General features: G+C 53.2%; 14 protein-coding genes and 1 pseudogene. 10 read left to right on the top strand and 5 right to left on the bottom strand.

The annotated features are described in order from the left end of the window. Positions 1-51: 51 nt before the first annotated feature. The 3 genes from CAG64_RS08930 to rarD form a co-directional block, all read right to left on the bottom strand. Positions 52-726 carry a LysE family translocator gene (locus CAG64_RS08930; protein ID WP_021707415.1) on the bottom strand — a complete coding sequence of 225 codons (675 nt, stop codon included), beginning with the start codon at positions 724-726 and terminating at the stop codon, positions 52-54. 85 nt (positions 727-811) lie between these two features. Then, the gene (locus CAG64_RS08925) at positions 812-1,606 is read right to left on the bottom strand and encodes a helix-turn-helix domain-containing protein (RefSeq protein WP_021707414.1); all 795 of its coding nucleotides are present in this window, start codon (positions 1,604-1,606) and stop codon (positions 812-814) included. Between the two features lie 74 nt (positions 1,607-1,680). Further along, positions 1,681-2,595: an EamA family transporter RarD gene (gene rarD, locus CAG64_RS08920; protein ID WP_161457480.1), complete on the bottom strand. Its 915-nt coding sequence runs from the start codon at positions 2,593-2,595 to the stop codon at positions 1,681-1,683. Positions 2,596-2,751: 156 nt separating this feature from the next. On the opposite strand from rarD, the gene recQ reads away from it, so the two are divergent. The 3 genes from recQ to CAG64_RS08905 all read left to right on the top strand — a co-directional run bounded on the left by recQ (position 2,752) and on the right by CAG64_RS08905 (position 5,750). After that, entirely contained in the window at positions 2,752-4,587 is a 1,836-nt protein-coding gene (gene recQ / locus CAG64_RS08915) for an ATP-dependent DNA helicase RecQ (RefSeq protein ID WP_161457479.1), read from the top strand. Beyond that, positions 4,580-4,894, top strand: coding sequence for a DUF3630 family protein (locus tag CAG64_RS08910; protein WP_161457478.1), 315 nt, complete (start codon positions 4,580-4,582; stop codon positions 4,892-4,894). The genes recQ and CAG64_RS08910 overlap by 8 nt, the downstream gene beginning before the upstream one ends. A gap of 181 nt (positions 4,895-5,075) precedes the next feature. Next, positions 5,076-5,750, top strand: a complete 675-nt coding sequence (locus tag CAG64_RS08905) for a 7-cyano-7-deazaguanine/7-aminomethyl-7-deazaguanine transporter (protein ID WP_161451848.1) — start codon at positions 5,076-5,078, stop codon at positions 5,748-5,750. 57 nt (positions 5,751-5,807) lie between these two features. Here CAG64_RS08905 and gppA read toward each other — a convergent pair whose 3' ends face one another. Both gppA and rhlB read right to left on the bottom strand, forming a co-directional pair. After that, positions 5,808-7,298 carry a guanosine-5'-triphosphate,3'-diphosphate diphosphatase gene (gppA, locus tag CAG64_RS08900; protein WP_161457477.1) on the bottom strand — a complete coding sequence of 497 codons (1,491 nt, stop codon included), beginning with the start codon at positions 7,296-7,298 and terminating at the stop codon, positions 5,808-5,810. 7 nt (positions 7,299-7,305) lie between these two features. Continuing rightward, on the bottom strand, positions 7,306-8,604 hold the full coding sequence (gene rhlB / locus CAG64_RS08895) for an ATP-dependent RNA helicase RhlB (RefSeq protein WP_161451852.1): 1,299 nt from the start codon (positions 8,602-8,604) through the stop codon (positions 7,306-7,308). 113 nt (positions 8,605-8,717) lie between these two features. Between rhlB and trxA the strand changes: the two genes are divergently transcribed. From trxA to fre, 7 genes and pseudogenes are all read left to right on the top strand, one after another. Next, positions 8,718-9,044, top strand: a complete 327-nt coding sequence (gene trxA / locus CAG64_RS08890) for a thioredoxin TrxA (RefSeq protein WP_021707407.1) — start codon at positions 8,718-8,720, stop codon at positions 9,042-9,044. Positions 9,045-9,248: 204 nt separating this feature from the next. Continuing rightward, the gene (gene rho / locus CAG64_RS08885) at positions 9,249-10,508 is read left to right on the top strand and encodes a transcription termination factor Rho (RefSeq protein ID WP_040903291.1); all 1,260 of its coding nucleotides are present in this window, start codon (positions 9,249-9,251) and stop codon (positions 10,506-10,508) included. 102 nt (positions 10,509-10,610) lie between these two features. After that, entirely contained in the window at positions 10,611-11,606 is a 996-nt protein-coding gene (locus tag CAG64_RS08880; protein WP_161457476.1) for a hypothetical protein, read from the top strand. A gap of 79 nt (positions 11,607-11,685) precedes the next feature. Beyond that, a pseudogene (gene ubiD / locus CAG64_RS08875) lies at positions 11,686-13,063 on the top strand (4-hydroxy-3-polyprenylbenzoate decarboxylase); the annotation flags it as partial. An 89-nt stretch (positions 13,064-13,152) separates the two neighbouring features. After that, positions 13,153-13,539 carry a hypothetical protein gene (locus CAG64_RS24095; protein ID WP_443084065.1) on the top strand — a complete coding sequence of 129 codons (387 nt, stop codon included), beginning with the start codon at positions 13,153-13,155 and terminating at the stop codon, positions 13,537-13,539. Continuing rightward, complete coding sequence (locus tag CAG64_RS08870) at positions 13,536-13,805, top strand: 2Fe-2S iron-sulfur cluster-binding protein (protein ID WP_021707403.1); 270 nt, start codon at positions 13,536-13,538, stop codon at positions 13,803-13,805. The genes CAG64_RS24095 and CAG64_RS08870 overlap by 4 nt, the downstream gene beginning before the upstream one ends. Positions 13,806-13,820: 15 nt before the next feature. Continuing rightward, positions 13,821-14,534 carry an NAD(P)H-flavin reductase gene (fre, locus tag CAG64_RS08865; RefSeq protein ID WP_021707402.1) on the top strand — a complete coding sequence of 238 codons (714 nt, stop codon included), beginning with the start codon at positions 13,821-13,823 and terminating at the stop codon, positions 14,532-14,534. Positions 14,535-14,813: the final 279 nt, after the last annotated feature.

Here is a 14,813-nt window from a genome sequence, read left to right as displayed (position 1 = left end):
CAGTGGAATGTTGCAAGGTCTAGTGGTTTGTTGGCGATTTGTAACGTTGAATCAAAAATTGAACAACGGACTCAGTGCAAGGAGGGATTGCCACAAAATACTGACACCAATTAGGGTGAAAATGAGCCCGCACAGCCCATCAATATAGACACTCAGAGATTGCAGGCGGCGTTGCAGACGTTCGGTCGACAAAGCCCAAGCAAGAAATGAGAACCACAGCAGTGACAGGCTGAACAGGATCACCAGAGCAATTCCCTTGCCGCCGAGCGACATACCGGCCGGTACCAGGCTCGACATCAGGCTGACAAAGAACACCAAGGCTTTTGGGTTGAGCAGGTTGGTGGCAAAGCCGCGTGAAAAGGCCTGACGTTTATTGCTCAGCAGCTGATCCGGTTTGGGCGCGCCCGGGTCTGTGTCTTGCGGAGCGCGATGAGCACGCCAGATCGCTGTCAGTGCTCCGATGCCGAGATAGAGCAAATAACTGCCCCCGGCCAGTTGCAACAGGGCGAACAGTGCGGGGTGTTGATGCACCAGAAAGCTCACGCCGGTCAGGCTAAACAAGGAATGGAGCAGAATGCTACATGACAAACCCAGGGCAATAAACAGCCCGGTCTGGCGGCCGTAACGGGTGGCGTTTTGCACCACCAGGGCAAAGTCTGGCCCCGGACTCATCAGAGCAATAAAGTGGACCCCGGCGAGTGTGGCGAGAATGGTTATTTCGTTCATAAGCGAATCTTCACTCTATAGTTTGAGAGCTTGAGTATGACAAGCGGTCAGCCTAGGCGATTGTAAATTTCTGACAGCCGGCCCGTCAGTTGACCTGTGAGGGGCAAATCCCGAACGAGAGTTTGAATGCCTTGCTGAAGTGTGCCTGATCGTAAAAGCCGACTTGATGGGCGACATCGGTGCCCGACAACCCGGATTTCAGCAGCTTCATCGCCTGCTCCAGACGTAAGCGACTGAGCCAGGCGTACGGCGTGATCCCCATGCGCGCTTTAAAATGGCGTTGAAATTGAGTCGGACTGAGCTGGCACAACGCCGCCAGCTGTTCGAGTCTGACCGGTTGGTCCAGATTGGCCAGCAAATACTGCTTGAGCATGTCGACCGACTGCTCACCGAGCGGAATGCAGTCGCGCCGTTTTAGCGCGCCGTATCGATCAAACAATTGATTGAAGCCTTCAAACGGCAGGCAGTCTTTGGCCAACTGGCTGAGGTCGGGGACGCTCAGCCAGCGGTGCAGGTTAAGCAGTTGTGAATAGATTGCAGGATCCGCGATGATCAACTGCTCAAAGCTGATGATTTGACCGGCTTGGCGTGGATCCGCCAGATCACTGAACCAGTCAGGATCGATCGCAAACACGCGTGTCTGGTAACCGGAATCGTGTTGCGACTGGCCGTCGTGCAGCTCGTCAGGCTGCATGATCACAAATTCCCCCTGACCGACCAGATGAGAGCGTCCCTGATGGCGGAATTTCTGTTGGCCTTGGGTGATCAACCCGATGTGGAAATCGAGGTGATAGTGGCGAGAGAAGGCAAAACGCTGATAGTTGCCTTCTATCAGACTGACGGCCTGACTGGGAGAGGTGTGGTAACTGACGTGATCCATCGCGACAAAAAAAAGCTTGGTTACTGAGTAACCAAGCTTATCCCGCACTGTGGTGATTGTCTTGTAAAAAACGATCACTTCGCGATGGCGGCGGCACGTGAACGACGGTTGTTTCTCAGACCATCGATACTGAACACCACCAGTGCGCCCCAGATAAAGGCGAAGGTGATGGCTTTATCGAGAGTAAAAATTTCACCGTACACCAGCACAGCCAGCAAGAACATCAGGCTGGGGCCGATGTACTGGAAGAAGCCCAGCGTCGACAGCTTCAACCGGGTGGCGGCGCCGGTAAAACACAGCAGTGGCAGTGTGGTGATCACACCGGCGGCGACCAGCAGCAGGTTGAGTGACCACGGATTGGCTGTCATGTCTGAGGTTGCGCTGTCGGCCATGGTCAGCAGATAAACCGCCGCAACCGGAAACAGCAGCAGCGTTTCAATAAACAGGCCGGTTTGTGCATCCAGACTGACTTTTTTGCGCAGCAGGCCATAAAAACCAAAGCTCATCGCCAGTGCAATGGCGACCACGGGGACGGAGCCGAACGCGATCAACTGCACCAGCACACCGCAGGTGGCAAGAGTGACCGCAAACCACTGCATTTTGCGCAGCCGCTCGCCGAGAAACACCATCCCGAGCACCACGTTGAATAATGGGTTAATGTAATAACCGAGACTGGCGTCGAGCATATGGTTGGCGTTGACTGCCCAGATAAAAATCAGCCAGTTACCGCCGACCAGCAGCGCGGTGGACAGCAGATACAGCATGTTGCGTTTCGAACTCATGACCTCAAAAACGGTGCGCCAGCGACGGCCAAAATGGAGTAGGGCTGCGAGCAGGAAAAACGACCAGACGATCCGGTGACTGAGAATTTCCAGTGGTGACACTTCGGCGATCGACTTAAAGTAGATCGGCGCGATGCCCCACATGGTGTAAGCACCGACTGCGAGCAGGATGCCCTGGCGTGCTTTTTGTTGTTCATCAAGTGTCATGTGACATCACTTATTGATTTACTATCCGAATGAGCAGTATACGAGCGACGATGTGAATCACCTAACATTTTGCGGTTTTATTCACCATCAAACGCCACTACAATGTGCGCTCGCCAATGCACAATCCACATTCAGCATTTCCTGACCGAGAATTCAATGACCTCCACACTGTTAGCCGAACCCACTCAGCCGCCGCTCACTCCCCAGCATGTTCTGGAGACCGTTTTTGGCTACCAGACGTTCCGTGATGGTCAGCAGGAGGTGATTGAGGCGGCGATGGCCGGGCAGGACAGCCTGGTGATCATGCCAACAGGTGGCGGCAAGTCACTCTGTTACCAGATCCCGGCGCTGGTTCGTGACGGCTTGACGCTGGTTATCTCTCCGTTGATTTCATTGATGAAAGATCAGGTGGACCAACTCAAAGCCAACGGCGTGGCGGCGGAGTGCATCAACTCCACTATGTCGCGAGAAGCGCTGATCTCGGTCTACAACCGCATGCATCAGGGCACGCTCAAGCTGGTGTACGTCTCGCCGGAGCGGGTATTGATGCGTGACTTTATCGAACGTCTGGAGAGTCTGCCGCTGTCAATGATTGCGGTGGATGAAGCGCACTGTATTTCCCAGTGGGGACACGATTTTCGCCCCGAGTATGCCGCACTGGGCCAACTCAAGCAGCAGTTTGCACACGTGCCGGTGATGGCGCTGACCGCCACCGCGGACGACGCCACGCGCAAAGACATTCTCCATCGGCTGCAACTGAATCAGCCGCACACTTACCTCGGCAGTTTTGACCGGCCCAACATCCGCTATACGCTGGTGGAGAAGCACAAGCCGGTGTCGCAAATCGTGCGTTTTCTCGACAGCAACAAAGGCAGTTGCGGGATTATTTATTGCGGCAGCCGTAAGAAAGTCGAAATGCTGACCGAGAAACTGTGCAATAACCACATTCGTGCTGCCGGGTATCACGCCGGCATGGACGCCGATGAGCGCGCCTGGGTACAGGAGGCGTTCCAGCGGGACGATCTGCAAATTGTTGTCGCCACCGTCGCGTTTGGTATGGGGATCAACAAACCCAATGTCCGCTTTGTGGTCCATTTCGACATTCCGCGTAACATTGAGTCCTATTATCAGGAAACCGGCCGTGCGGGCCGCGACGGGTTACCGGCGGAAGCCATGATGCTCTACGACCCGGCCGACATTAGCTGGCTGCGACGCATGTTGGATGAGAAAGACGACGGTCCGCAGAAGCAGGTTGAGAGCCACAAACTCAACGCGATGAGTGCGTTTGCCGAAGCCCAGACCTGCCGACGTCAGGTGCTGCTGAATTACTTCGGAGAGTACCGGGAAAAACCGTGTGGGAACTGTGATATCTGCCTGGATCCGCCCAAACATTTTGATGCCACTCAGGAAGCGCAGAAAGCGTTGTCGTGCGTCTACCGGGTCAATCAGAGTTTTGGCATGGGCTACGTGGTGGAAGTGCTGCGTGGGATGCAAAATATCCGGGTGCGGGAAAACGGGCACGATAAATTGTCGACCTATGGTCTTGGCCGCGATCACAGCCACGACTACTGGGTGAGTATTTTCCGCCAGTTGATTCACAAAGGCTTGCTGACTCAGAACATCACGCGCAACTCGACACTGCAATTGACCGAAGAAGCGCGGCCGCTGCTGCGTGGTGACATGTCGCTCGAGCTGGCGGTGCCAAGGTTAGATACCGCAGCACGTGCCGCGAAAGCGGATAAACTGTCGAACAAACACTATGATAAGAAACTGTTCGCCAAGCTGCGTAAACTACGCAAAGCGATCGCCGATGAAGACGGGCTGCCGCCATACGTGGTGTTCAGTGACGCGACCTTGATCGACATGGCCGAAATTCTGCCGACGTCGTACGGCGAGATGCTGGCGGTCAGCGGGGTCGGGCAGCGTAAACTGGAAAAATACGCCGATCCATTCTTAGATTTGATTCAGGAGCACATTACTCATCATGGCTGACACACCGACAGAATTTGGACTGGTGGAATACGAGCCCGAATACGGACGGCTTATTATTCGTGCGCCGCGCTTTGACTTTGATTCGTTTCCTGAGCTGGGGGAGCGACTGGTGGTTCTGTTGTCGGCGCGGGTGCTGGAAAAGCAATGGGATGCGGATATCCATTCCTGGTTGATCGATTTCGAAGGCTGCCAGCTGTTTTTGCGGGCAGAGCATTACAGTGAATGCGTGTGGCTCGAGGCGCTGTCGATGGAGGAGTCTACCGAGGAGCTGGCGTTTCTTGCCGAACTGTTCCGGCGCGGTTTTTAGTGCTCAAACGTTTGCCTCGCTAGCGGCTATTGCGAACGTCATTGGTTAAGGTATAATCGCCCGCCGCTGCCTGCTGGCGGGCAGCCACACGTATTTGATTGACATTGTTGGTAAGAATCACGTCACAAGACGGGTTCGATTTGGGTTCCCTCGCCCCCAAACCAAACTAAAAAGGTATCGCATGAGTCACTTTACCCCTGCGCAGCAGCGCAAAGCCCTGTCGTATTTAGTTCTGTTCCACCTGATCATCATTGCTTCGAGTAATTATCTGGTGCAGTTGCCGTTCACCCTATTTGGTTTTCATACCACCTGGGGCGCATTTACTTTCCCATTCATCTTTTTGGCCACGGATCTGACGGTACGGATTTTCGGTGCGCCGCTGGCGCGCAAGATCATTTTTCTGGTGATGCTGCCGTCACTGGCGGTGTCGTATGTGCTGTCGGTGCTGTTCTTGGAAGGGCAGTTCCAGGGACTGGCGCAGTTGAGTGAATTCAATCTGTTTGTCGCGCGGATTGCGATTGCCAGCTTTATGGCCTATCTGCTCGGGCAAATTTTGGATGTGCACGTCTTCAACCGTCTGCGCCAGATGAAGCAGTGGTGGGTGGCACCGACCTGTTCGACGTTGTTTGGTAACGCCCTCGACACCATGGCATTCTTTGCTATCGCGTTTTACCAGAGTCCGGACGCCTTTATGGCCGAGCACTGGACCGAAATTGCGTTGGTCGACTACAGTTTCAAATTGATCATCAGCCTTGGATTGTTTGTCCCTATGTATGGGGTGCTGCTCAACTATCTGATCCGCAAAATCACCGCGGTTAATCCGGATTTTCAGGTCGCCGGAGTCAAACAACCTTAAACCGTAATAAAAAGCCCGGGTTAATCAACCCGGGCTTTTTTGTGTTCGAAGCGCGATTTAGCGGGATGCAATCACCAACGGCCAGCCGATGTCGGTTTGGCGGTTGGCTTCGATTTCCAGTTCAGCTGCGGTCAACGGGTTGGCTGCCAGCCAGCCGTGATCGAGAGTCAGAGTTAGCTTGTCACCATCGGCGTGCAGTGTCACCTCCGGCTCCAGAGCGACGCTGCGACGGTGCGTCAGCAGAACCGCCAGACGCAACAGACGCAGCACACGTTTCGCACTGTTGCCGGACAAGGCGTGCTGCTCCGGCAACGAGGTCAACTGCTCCCGGTAGCGGCGTGCCACTTCCCCCAGGAAGTGCTTTTGCGCCCGGGTGTAGCCAGGCAGATCCAGATGTTGCAACAGGTAGGCACTGTGCTCGCCGCCTTTTTTATAGTCAATGGTCAGACCGAGCTCGTGCAGCTTGGCGACACTCTCCAGCAGCATGGCGCCCTGATTTTCTTCGATCCAGTCATCGCCACAGGCGTGCAGCAGTTTTTCAGCCAACGCGGCGACCTGGTTGCCGTAATCGACGTCCAACTGATAGCGCGCCTGAACACTGACAATCGTGCGGGCACGGATGTCGTCCTGGCGCAGCTCTTTGACCATTTCATACACCAGCCCTTCGCGTAGCGCTCCGCCGGCCAGCGTCATGGAGTCAATGTTCAGCAGTTCAAAAATGGCGATCAGGATCGACAGGCCGCTGGGGAACACCAGTGCCCGTTCCAGCGTCAGACCTTCAATTTCCAGCTCTTCGAGGTGATCCGCCAGCATGGCCTGCTTCTGCAGACGCTTCAGCTTGGCGAGGGTGATCACTTCATCCATGCCTTGCGCCAGCATGATTTCCTGCAGCGCCTGCACCGTTCCGGATGCGCCGACACACACGTCCCAGCCGAGGCGGGTGTATTGCTCCAGAATAGGTTGCAATGTGGCTTTGGCTGCCGCAATCGCGTTACTGAAGTTAGTGGCAGTGAGCTGACGATCTTTGAAGTGGCGTTCCAGCCAGGTGACGCAGCCCATTTTCAGGCTGGTCAGCGCTTTGGCATCAAAGCCTTCGCCGATGATGAGTTCGGTACTGGCGCCGCCGATGTCGACCACTAGGCGACGGCCAATTCCGCCGGATGTATGCGCGACGCCTTTATAAATGGTCGCCGCTTCTTCTTCTCCGCAGATCACGTCAATCGGATGCCCCAGGATCTGATTGGCTCGGGTCAGAAACACATCCACATTGGTGGCGGTTCGCAGTGTGGCGGTCCCGACAATACGGATGTGTTGCGCCGGAATGTCCTGCAGGCGTTCCGCAAACAGACTCAAACAGTCCCAACCCCGCTGCATCGCTTCCTGACTCAGCGCATTGTGGTCGTCCAGCCCGGCGGCGAGACGCACCTTACGTTTGATCTTGGCCATGGTTTGCACGCTGCCATCGATATGACGCACCACGAGCATGTGAAAACTGTTCGACCCGAGGTCGATGGCGGCATAGAGCGGAGAAGAGACGGCTTGGCTCATAAACGGCTTACGAATCCTTTTGTTGACGTGGTGGGCGTGGACGACGCTGCGGTTTGCGGTTACGAGAACCCCCCGTGTTGGTGCGACGTTGCTGCTGCGAGCTTGAGCGCATGCGAATGGCCGGTGGTAGATCCGTCAGCAGAGCGGTCGGATCGTATTCCGAGGTCGGGATCGCATGTTCAATGTACTCTTCGATCGCCGGCAGGTTGATGGCATACTGTTCACAGGCAAAGCTGATCGAGTGGCCGCTGGCACCAGCACGTCCGGTCCGGCCGATACGGTGAACGTAATCTTCGCAGTCATCCGGCAAGTCGAAGTTGAAGACATGCGTCACTTGAGGAATGTGCAGACCACGGGCGGCAACATCGGTGGCCACCAGAATGTCGAGATCGCCTTGCGTAAATTGTTCCAGCACTTTTTCGCGTTTTTTCTGCGGTACGTCGCCGGTCAACAGACCCACACGGTGGCCGTCGGCTGCCAAATGGCCCCAGATCGATTCACATTTGTGCTTGGTGTTGGCAAACACGATCGCACGGTCTGGCCAATCTTCTTCGAGCAGCGTTTGCAACAGCGACATTTTGTGTTCGTTGGATGGGTAGAACAGCTCTTCCTGAATCCGATGACCAGTTTTCTGTTGCGGTTCAGACTCAACTTTTTGCGGGTCATTCATGTGCTCGAACGCCAGTTCCTGTACTCGGTAGGACAGCGTGGCAGAGAACAGCATGTTGAGGCGCTCTTTGGCATTGGGCATGCGGCGGAACAGGAAACGAATGTCTTTGATAAAGCCCAGATCGAACATGCGGTCCGCTTCATCCAGAACCACAGCCTGAATGCTGTCGAGGTTAAAGACCTTCTGTTTATGGAAGTCGATGATGCGACCTGTGGTGCCGATCAGAATATCGACGCCTTGTTGCAATTTTGTGAGCTGCTTATCATAACTTTCACCGCCGTAGGCCAGTGCGGCCTTAAGACCGGTGCTGGCAATCAGAGGTTCAGCATCGTTATAGATCTGGATAGCCAGTTCACGGGTCGGAGCCATAATGATGGCGCGCGGCTGGGTTGGCTGGCGGCCTTCGCGCTCTGGCGTGGTCAGCAGGTGGTGGAAAGTAGCAGTAAGAAACGCGAGGGTTTTACCAGTGCCCGTCTGGGCCTGGCCTGCAATGTCTTGGCCGGTGAGCAGGACCGGCAACGCCAAGGCTTGGATCGGGGTACAGTATTCGAACCCTTTTTTTTCCAATCCTTCAACAACTTGGGCGTGTAATCCCAAATCGGCGAACTTTTGCTCTGTGATATGCGTCTTTTTCATGGCTATAGAATATCAGCTTAAGCTTGCAATACGAAAGTAAATACATTCCAATAGAGCATCTATTTACTGGTTATCATCCAACCAGCTCAGAAAAAAACACATTGGAGTGGAAGATGAGTGATAAGATTTTGCAGCTAACTGATGACGGTTTTGAAAATGACGTAATCAAAGCTGCAGGCCCGGTTCTGGTAGATTTTTGGGCAGAATGGTGTGGTCCTTGTAAGATGATTGCGCCTATCCTGGACGAAATCGCAGACGAGTACGAAGGCAAACTCACTATCGGCAAACTAAATATCGACCACAACGCAGGTACTCCACCTAAGTTTGGTATTCGTGGTATTCCAACGCTGCTGCTGTTTAAAGACGGCAATGTAGCGGCAACCAAAGTTGGCGCCCTGTCTAAGACTCAACTGAAAGAGTTTCTGGACGCAAACCTTTAAGCCTTAGCTCAAATGATAAAACCGTGCATAATTACCGATGCACGGTTTTGTTTTTGAAGCGTAACTAAATCTAGACTAGGCTAGTATTTAGTGCTAACTTATCGCACGTTAAATAAACAAGTGTTCACTTCTTGGTCAATCCTGCGACCAAATCCTTCTTAACTAACAACAGATCCTATTTTGACTAAACAAGCATCCACCACAATGAATCTAACAGAACTGAAGAACAGACCTGTGTCTGATCTTGTCAAACTGGGCGAAAGCTTGGGCCTTGAAAACCTGGCACGTCTGAGAAAACAAGACATCATCTTCGCTATCCTCAAAGCTCATGCGAAAAGTGGTGAAGATATCTTTGGCGACGGGGTACTGGAGATTCTTCAAGACGGTTTTGGTTTCCTGCGCAGTGCAGACAGTTCGTACCTGGCAGGTCCTGACGACATCTACGTGTCACCGAGCCAAATCCGACGTTTTAACCTGCGTACCGGTGACTCTATTGCCGGTAAGATTCGTCCACCTAAAGACGGTGAGCGCTACTTTGCCCTGCTGAAAGTCAACACGGTTAACGACGACAAGCCGGACAACGCCCGCAACAAGATTTTATTTGAGAACTTAACGCCACTGCACGCCAACGAGCGTATGGTGATGGAGCGTGGTAATGGCTCAACCGAAGACATTACGGCGCGTGTTCTTGACCTGGCTTCTCCGATTGGTAAAGGTCAGCGTGGCCTGATTGTTGCTCCGCCAAAAGCGGGTAAAACCATGCTGCTGCAAAACATCGCTCAGAGCATCGCCTACAACCACCCTGAGTGTGAGTTGATGGTGCTGCTGATTGACGAACGTCCGGAAGAAGTAACCGAAATGCAACGCTTGGTGAAAGGCGAAGTGATTGCCTCGACGTTTGATGAGCCAGCGTCTCGTCACGTTCAGGTTGCTGAGATGGTGATCGAGAAGGCCAAGCGTCTGGTTGAACACAAGAAAGATGTGGTGATCCTGCTGGATTCAATCACTCGTCTTGCTCGTGCTTACAACACCGTGGTTCCGTCATCAGGTAAAGTTCTGACCGGTGGTGTGGACGCCAACGCATTGCACCGTCCGAAGCGTTTCTTCGGTGCAGCTCGTAATGTGGAAGAGGGCGGCAGCCTGACCATCATCGCGACGGCACTGGTCGACACCGGTTCGAAGATGGATGAAGTGATCTACGAAGAGTTTAAAGGTACAGGTAACATGGAACTGCACCTGAACCGTAAGATTGCAGAAAAGCGTGTCTTCCCAGCGATCGACTTCAACCGCTCAGGCACTCGTCGTGAAGAGCTGTTGACCAAAGCTGATGAGCTGCAGAAGATGTGGATTCTGCGCAAGATTGTTCACCCGATGGGTGAAATCGACGCGATGGAATTCCTGATCGATAAATTGGCCATGACCAAGACCAATGATGAGTTCTTCGACGCGATGCGTCGTCAGTAACCCATTCTGACTTGTGAAAACGCCACCGCTTGCGGTGGCGTTTTTTATTGCATTCTATTTATATAAGGCTCAGAATGAGGAAGATGTTACAAGGAGGTTAACATGCAACAAGGAATGTTGTCGTCACTTCTCCTGATATCGTCATTACTGCTCCCGGTGTCGCCACTCAGCGCCACGGAAATGTCACCACAAGTGATAGAGCAATGGGCGCATGACGATCAGATCAAACACAAAGTCGATGAACTGATGCAGCTGGTTAAAGCGGATAAAATCGACTCTCTCAATTTCGCTCTCGAGCGACTGGCGTTGCCGCAACAAGAGGTGGCACGTTATCGCCTGTTGTCTGAAATCGAACACCAAGACCTGATCTTAACGCCGAAAATGGCACTGTTCATTGAGCGTCAACAAGCCCAGCCGCCCGTGTATCAAATACTGGAACGGGGAGACGGGTATGAATTCAGTGTGCCGGCTTTTGACTATCCGGCGATCGCGTTCCGTCTGCTGAAACGTTGGCGTCAGGATCAGACCACGCTCGATTTTGTGCTGATGGCAGAACGTGGTGAGCTGGATCTGCAACACTGGCTGTCAGGCAGTGATTATCAGCTTCAGACCCGCGAAGTGCTGTTGATTCGTGAACTGGACAGTCTGTCGCCTCGCGCCCTGACGGCTCTCACGCAGCAGCTGACTCAGGCGAAAGTCACCAGTTGGTTGCCGTCGTCTCAGGTGATGGTGCGCCTGGCTCAGGTCAGTGACGACCCGGAAGTGTATAAATTGTTGTGGCTGATGCGCGCTGACAGCAATACCCGAGATGAGTTGTTACGCTTAGCCGCCCGTCATGATCCGTTTTCGCTGCATCAGGTGATACTGGCAACAGCCAATCCCAGCCTCAAAGAAGACGCGCTCAAAGCCCTGACCCGAGTTAAGCCGATGCCGCAAGAGGTACAGCAATTTCTGATTGAGCGGATGGGCAACAGCGACGAGGCGCCTCTGGTCGCTCGCCATCTGGCTGAGCAGGGCTACGGCAGTTGGTTACGTGATTTGGCCGACAGCAATCAACAGGTCAAAAGCAGTGCGATTTTGCAGGCGATTGCCCAGTAATACCCACACGAAAAATGGGGCACCGTCTAGAGTGCTTTTTGGTATACTGCGTGCAGTTTAACCAGCCAGCAGAAGGCCTATGAGTTTTAAGGATTTACGCGATTTTACAGATTATCTTGAACGCCAAGGCAAGCTAAAACGCATCACTCACCCAGTTGATCCTCATTATGAAATGACCGAAATCAGTGACCGTACGCTGCGTGCCGGTGGGCCGGCATTGCTGTTCGAAAATCCGATTGGTTACGACATGCCGGTCTTGACCAACCTGTACGGGACGCCGGAAAGGGTTGCCATCGGAATGGGGCGCCACGACGTTCAAGAGCTGCGCGAGGTGGGCAAATTACTCGCTTATCTCAAAGAGCCGGAACCGCCACGTGGTTTCAAAGATGCGCTGGACAAGCTGCCGGTGTTCCGTCAGGTGCTCAATATGCCAGCCAAACGGCTGCGCAAAGCCGCTTGCCAGGAGATCATCTGGCAAGGCGAAGAGGTCGACCTCGACAAAATCCCGGTTATGAGTTGCTGGCCCGATGATGTAGCGCCATTGATGACGTGGGGCTTAACCATCACTCGTGGGCCGCACAAGAAACGGCAGAATCTGGGCATTTACCGTCAGCAAAAGCTGGGTAAGAACAAAGTGATCATGCGCTGGCTGGCGCATCGGGGCGGAGCGCTGGATCTACGCGACTGGATGGAGACTCATCCAGGCCAACCGTTTCCGGTGTCGGCCGCCTTCGGGGCGGATCCGGCGACGATTCTGGGGGCGGTGACACCCGTACCAGATACCTTATCCGAATACGCTTTCGCTGGTTTATTGCGGGGCCGTAAAACCGAAGTGGTGAAATCGATCAGCAATGATTTGGATGTGCCTGCCAGCGCCGAAATTGTCCTGGAAGGCTATATCGATCCGACTGAATTTGCGCAAGAAGGTCCATACGGCGATCACACCGGCTATTACAACGAAAAAGAACGTCACCACGTATTTACCGTTACGCACATCACAATGCGTAACGAGCCGATCTATCACAGCACGTACACCGGCCGTCCGCCAGATGAACCGGCGGTATTAGGCGTGGCGCTCAATGAAGTGTTTGTGCCGATTCTGCAAAAACAATTTCCCGAGATTACAGATTTCTACCTGCCGCCGGAAGGGTGCTCGTACCGCATGGCCGTGGTGACCATGAAAAAACAATATCCCGGTCACGCGAAGCGGGTCATGATGGGGGTATGGTCATTCCTGCGCCAGTTTATGTACACCAAGTTCGTGATAGTGTGTGATGAACAAGTCAATGCCCGCGACTGGGATGAGGTGGTTCAGGCGATGACCGAACACATGGATCCGGTGCGCGACACCCTTTTGATCGAAAACACGCCGATCGACTCACTGGATTTTGCTTCTCCGGTGACGGGGCTGGGGTCGAAAATGGGCCTGGATGCGACAATAAAATGGGAAGCAGAGCAGAGCAGGGCATCTGATACGTTGACCCCGCCGAGTGCCCGGGTTGGTGAGGCAGAGATAGAGCAACTACGTCACATATGCCCGGATCTGGTGGATATACATCTGCCACAAGGTGCGCAGCAACGATTCGTACTGGTGTCGATGAAAAAAGACGCCGCTGGTCAGTCCCGGGCTTTGCTGGACACACTCTGGCCATGGCTCCAGCCTTTGAGTGATGCCCGCTTTGTGGTGCTGTGCGATGATGACGTCAATGTCAGAGACTGGAATGATGTTATCTGGGCGATCACGACGCGCATGGATCCGGCACGCGACACCATTCAATACCCGGCAACGGAAGGGCAGAGCAGCAAGCTGGCTCTGGACGCTACCAATAAGTTCGACGGGGAAGTACAACGCGAGTGGGGGACTCCTATTCAGAAAGATCCCCAACTTGTGGCAAAAATCGATGCGATCTGGGATAAGTTAGGTATCCTATGAGCCACCTTGTCATCTTGCAGCCAGCGAATATCCAGTTTGATGTGCAAGATGGAGAAACAGTGCTGGAAGCGGCGCTCAACCATCAAATTAGCTTCCCGCACCGTTGTCAGGTCGGCGCATGCGCTGCGTGTCTGTGCCGAAAAATAGAAGGCGAAGTAAGTTATCTCCTTGAACCCATGCTGACAGAGAAGGAGCAGGAACAGGGATGGATATTTGCTTGTCAGGCCTTAGCCGAAAGTAATTTAGTGCTTACTTTTGATGAGTAAGTATAGAGGAAGACCATGACCATCCAATGTAAAGTAAAGTCTATTCAGCCGTTAGCCTGCAATACATACCAGATCCTGCTGCATCCAGAAACTCCGGTGGCTTTTAAAGCCGGCCAGTACCTGATGGTGGTAATGGGAGAAAAAGACAAGCGTCCGTTTTCTATCGCCAGCAGTCCGTGCCGCCATGAGGGGGAGCTGGAGCTGCACATCGGAGCAGCGGAGCATAATGCTTATGCCGGTGAAGTGGTTGAGGCGATGCAAGCCGCTTTGGCGAATGGCACGGATATCGCGATCGATGCCCCGCACGGTGACGCTTGGGTAAAAGAGGACAGCCAACGTCCACTGCTGCTGATCGCAGGGGGCACAGGCTTCAGCTACGTACGTTCGATCTTGGATCACTGTATTGCGCAAAACAAATCCAATAACATCTATTTATACTGGGGCGCGCGCGATGAATGCCAGTTGTACGCGAAAGACGAGTTACGCGCGATTGAACAGCGATATAATAATGTTCATTTTGTTCCGGTCGTGGAACAAGCAGAAGCAGACTGGCAAGGAAAAGTCGGTAACGTATTGCAAGCCATTAATGACGATTTCGATTCACTGGCCGACTACGATATCTATATCGCGGGTCGCTTTGAAATGGCGGGCTCTGCGCGTGAACAGTTTACACAAAATAAACAAGCGTTAAGTGATCACATGTACGCAGATGCGTATGCCTTTATTTAATTAAAGGGTTTCCAGAAGCGAAAAAAGAGGGTTTTATACCCTCTTTTTTACGTTATTGATGCTTTATTCAACGAAATGACTCTTTTTTCAATTTTTTTTGAAAAAGGGCTTGCGCTGAAATCTCAACTCCCTATAATGCGCATCCACTGACACGGCAGACGCCACAAGGCTTCAGCGGTATCAGCGAGGTGAAAAACTTCTCCGAAAAGAAATTTGAAAAAGTGTTTGACTCTTCAAATTATCTCGCTAGAATGCACCTCCGCTTTGAGAGAAAAACTT

This window comes from Vibrio sp. V38_P2S17PM301, from assembly GCF_009904845.1.
GTDB classification, from domain to species: Bacteria; Pseudomonadota; Gammaproteobacteria; order Enterobacterales; family Vibrionaceae; genus Vibrio; species Vibrio proteolyticus.
Note: the sequence above shows the minus strand (reverse complement) of the source record. Positions and strands in the feature narration are given on the sequence as shown.

What these genes read in the sequence shown, in the direction of transcription:
- trxA (WP_021707407.1), top strand. Translation starts at nt 8,718, where the DNA reads ATGAGTGATAAGATTTTGCAGCTAACTGATGACGGTTTTGAAAATGAC.
- rarD (WP_161457480.1), bottom strand. Translation starts at nt 2,595, where the DNA reads ATGACACTTGATGAACAACAAAAAGCACGCCAGGGCATCCTGCTCGCA.
- CAG64_RS08905 (WP_161451848.1), top strand. Translation starts at nt 5,076, where the DNA reads ATGAGTCACTTTACCCCTGCGCAGCAGCGCAAAGCCCTGTCGTATTTA.
- CAG64_RS08930 (WP_021707415.1), bottom strand. Translation starts at nt 726, where the DNA reads ATGAACGAAATAACCATTCTCGCCACACTCGCCGGGGTCCACTTTATT.
- rhlB (WP_161451852.1), bottom strand. Translation starts at nt 8,604, where the DNA reads ATGAAAAAGACGCATATCACAGAGCAAAAGTTCGCCGATTTGGGATTA.
- fre (WP_021707402.1), top strand. Translation starts at nt 13,821, where the DNA reads ATGACCATCCAATGTAAAGTAAAGTCTATTCAGCCGTTAGCCTGCAAT.
- CAG64_RS08870 (WP_021707403.1), top strand. Translation starts at nt 13,536, where the DNA reads ATGAGCCACCTTGTCATCTTGCAGCCAGCGAATATCCAGTTTGATGTG.
- CAG64_RS08880 (WP_161457476.1), top strand. Translation starts at nt 10,611, where the DNA reads ATGCAACAAGGAATGTTGTCGTCACTTCTCCTGATATCGTCATTACTG.
- gppA (WP_161457477.1), bottom strand. Translation starts at nt 7,298, where the DNA reads ATGAGCCAAGCCGTCTCTTCTCCGCTCTATGCCGCCATCGACCTCGGG.
- rho (WP_040903291.1), top strand. Translation starts at nt 9,249, where the DNA reads ATGAATCTAACAGAACTGAAGAACAGACCTGTGTCTGATCTTGTCAAA.
- recQ (WP_161457479.1), top strand. Translation starts at nt 2,752, where the DNA reads ATGACCTCCACACTGTTAGCCGAACCCACTCAGCCGCCGCTCACTCCC.
- CAG64_RS08925 (WP_021707414.1), bottom strand. Translation starts at nt 1,606, where the DNA reads ATGGATCACGTCAGTTACCACACCTCTCCCAGTCAGGCCGTCAGTCTG.
- CAG64_RS08910 (WP_161457478.1), top strand. Translation starts at nt 4,580, where the DNA reads ATGGCTGACACACCGACAGAATTTGGACTGGTGGAATACGAGCCCGAA.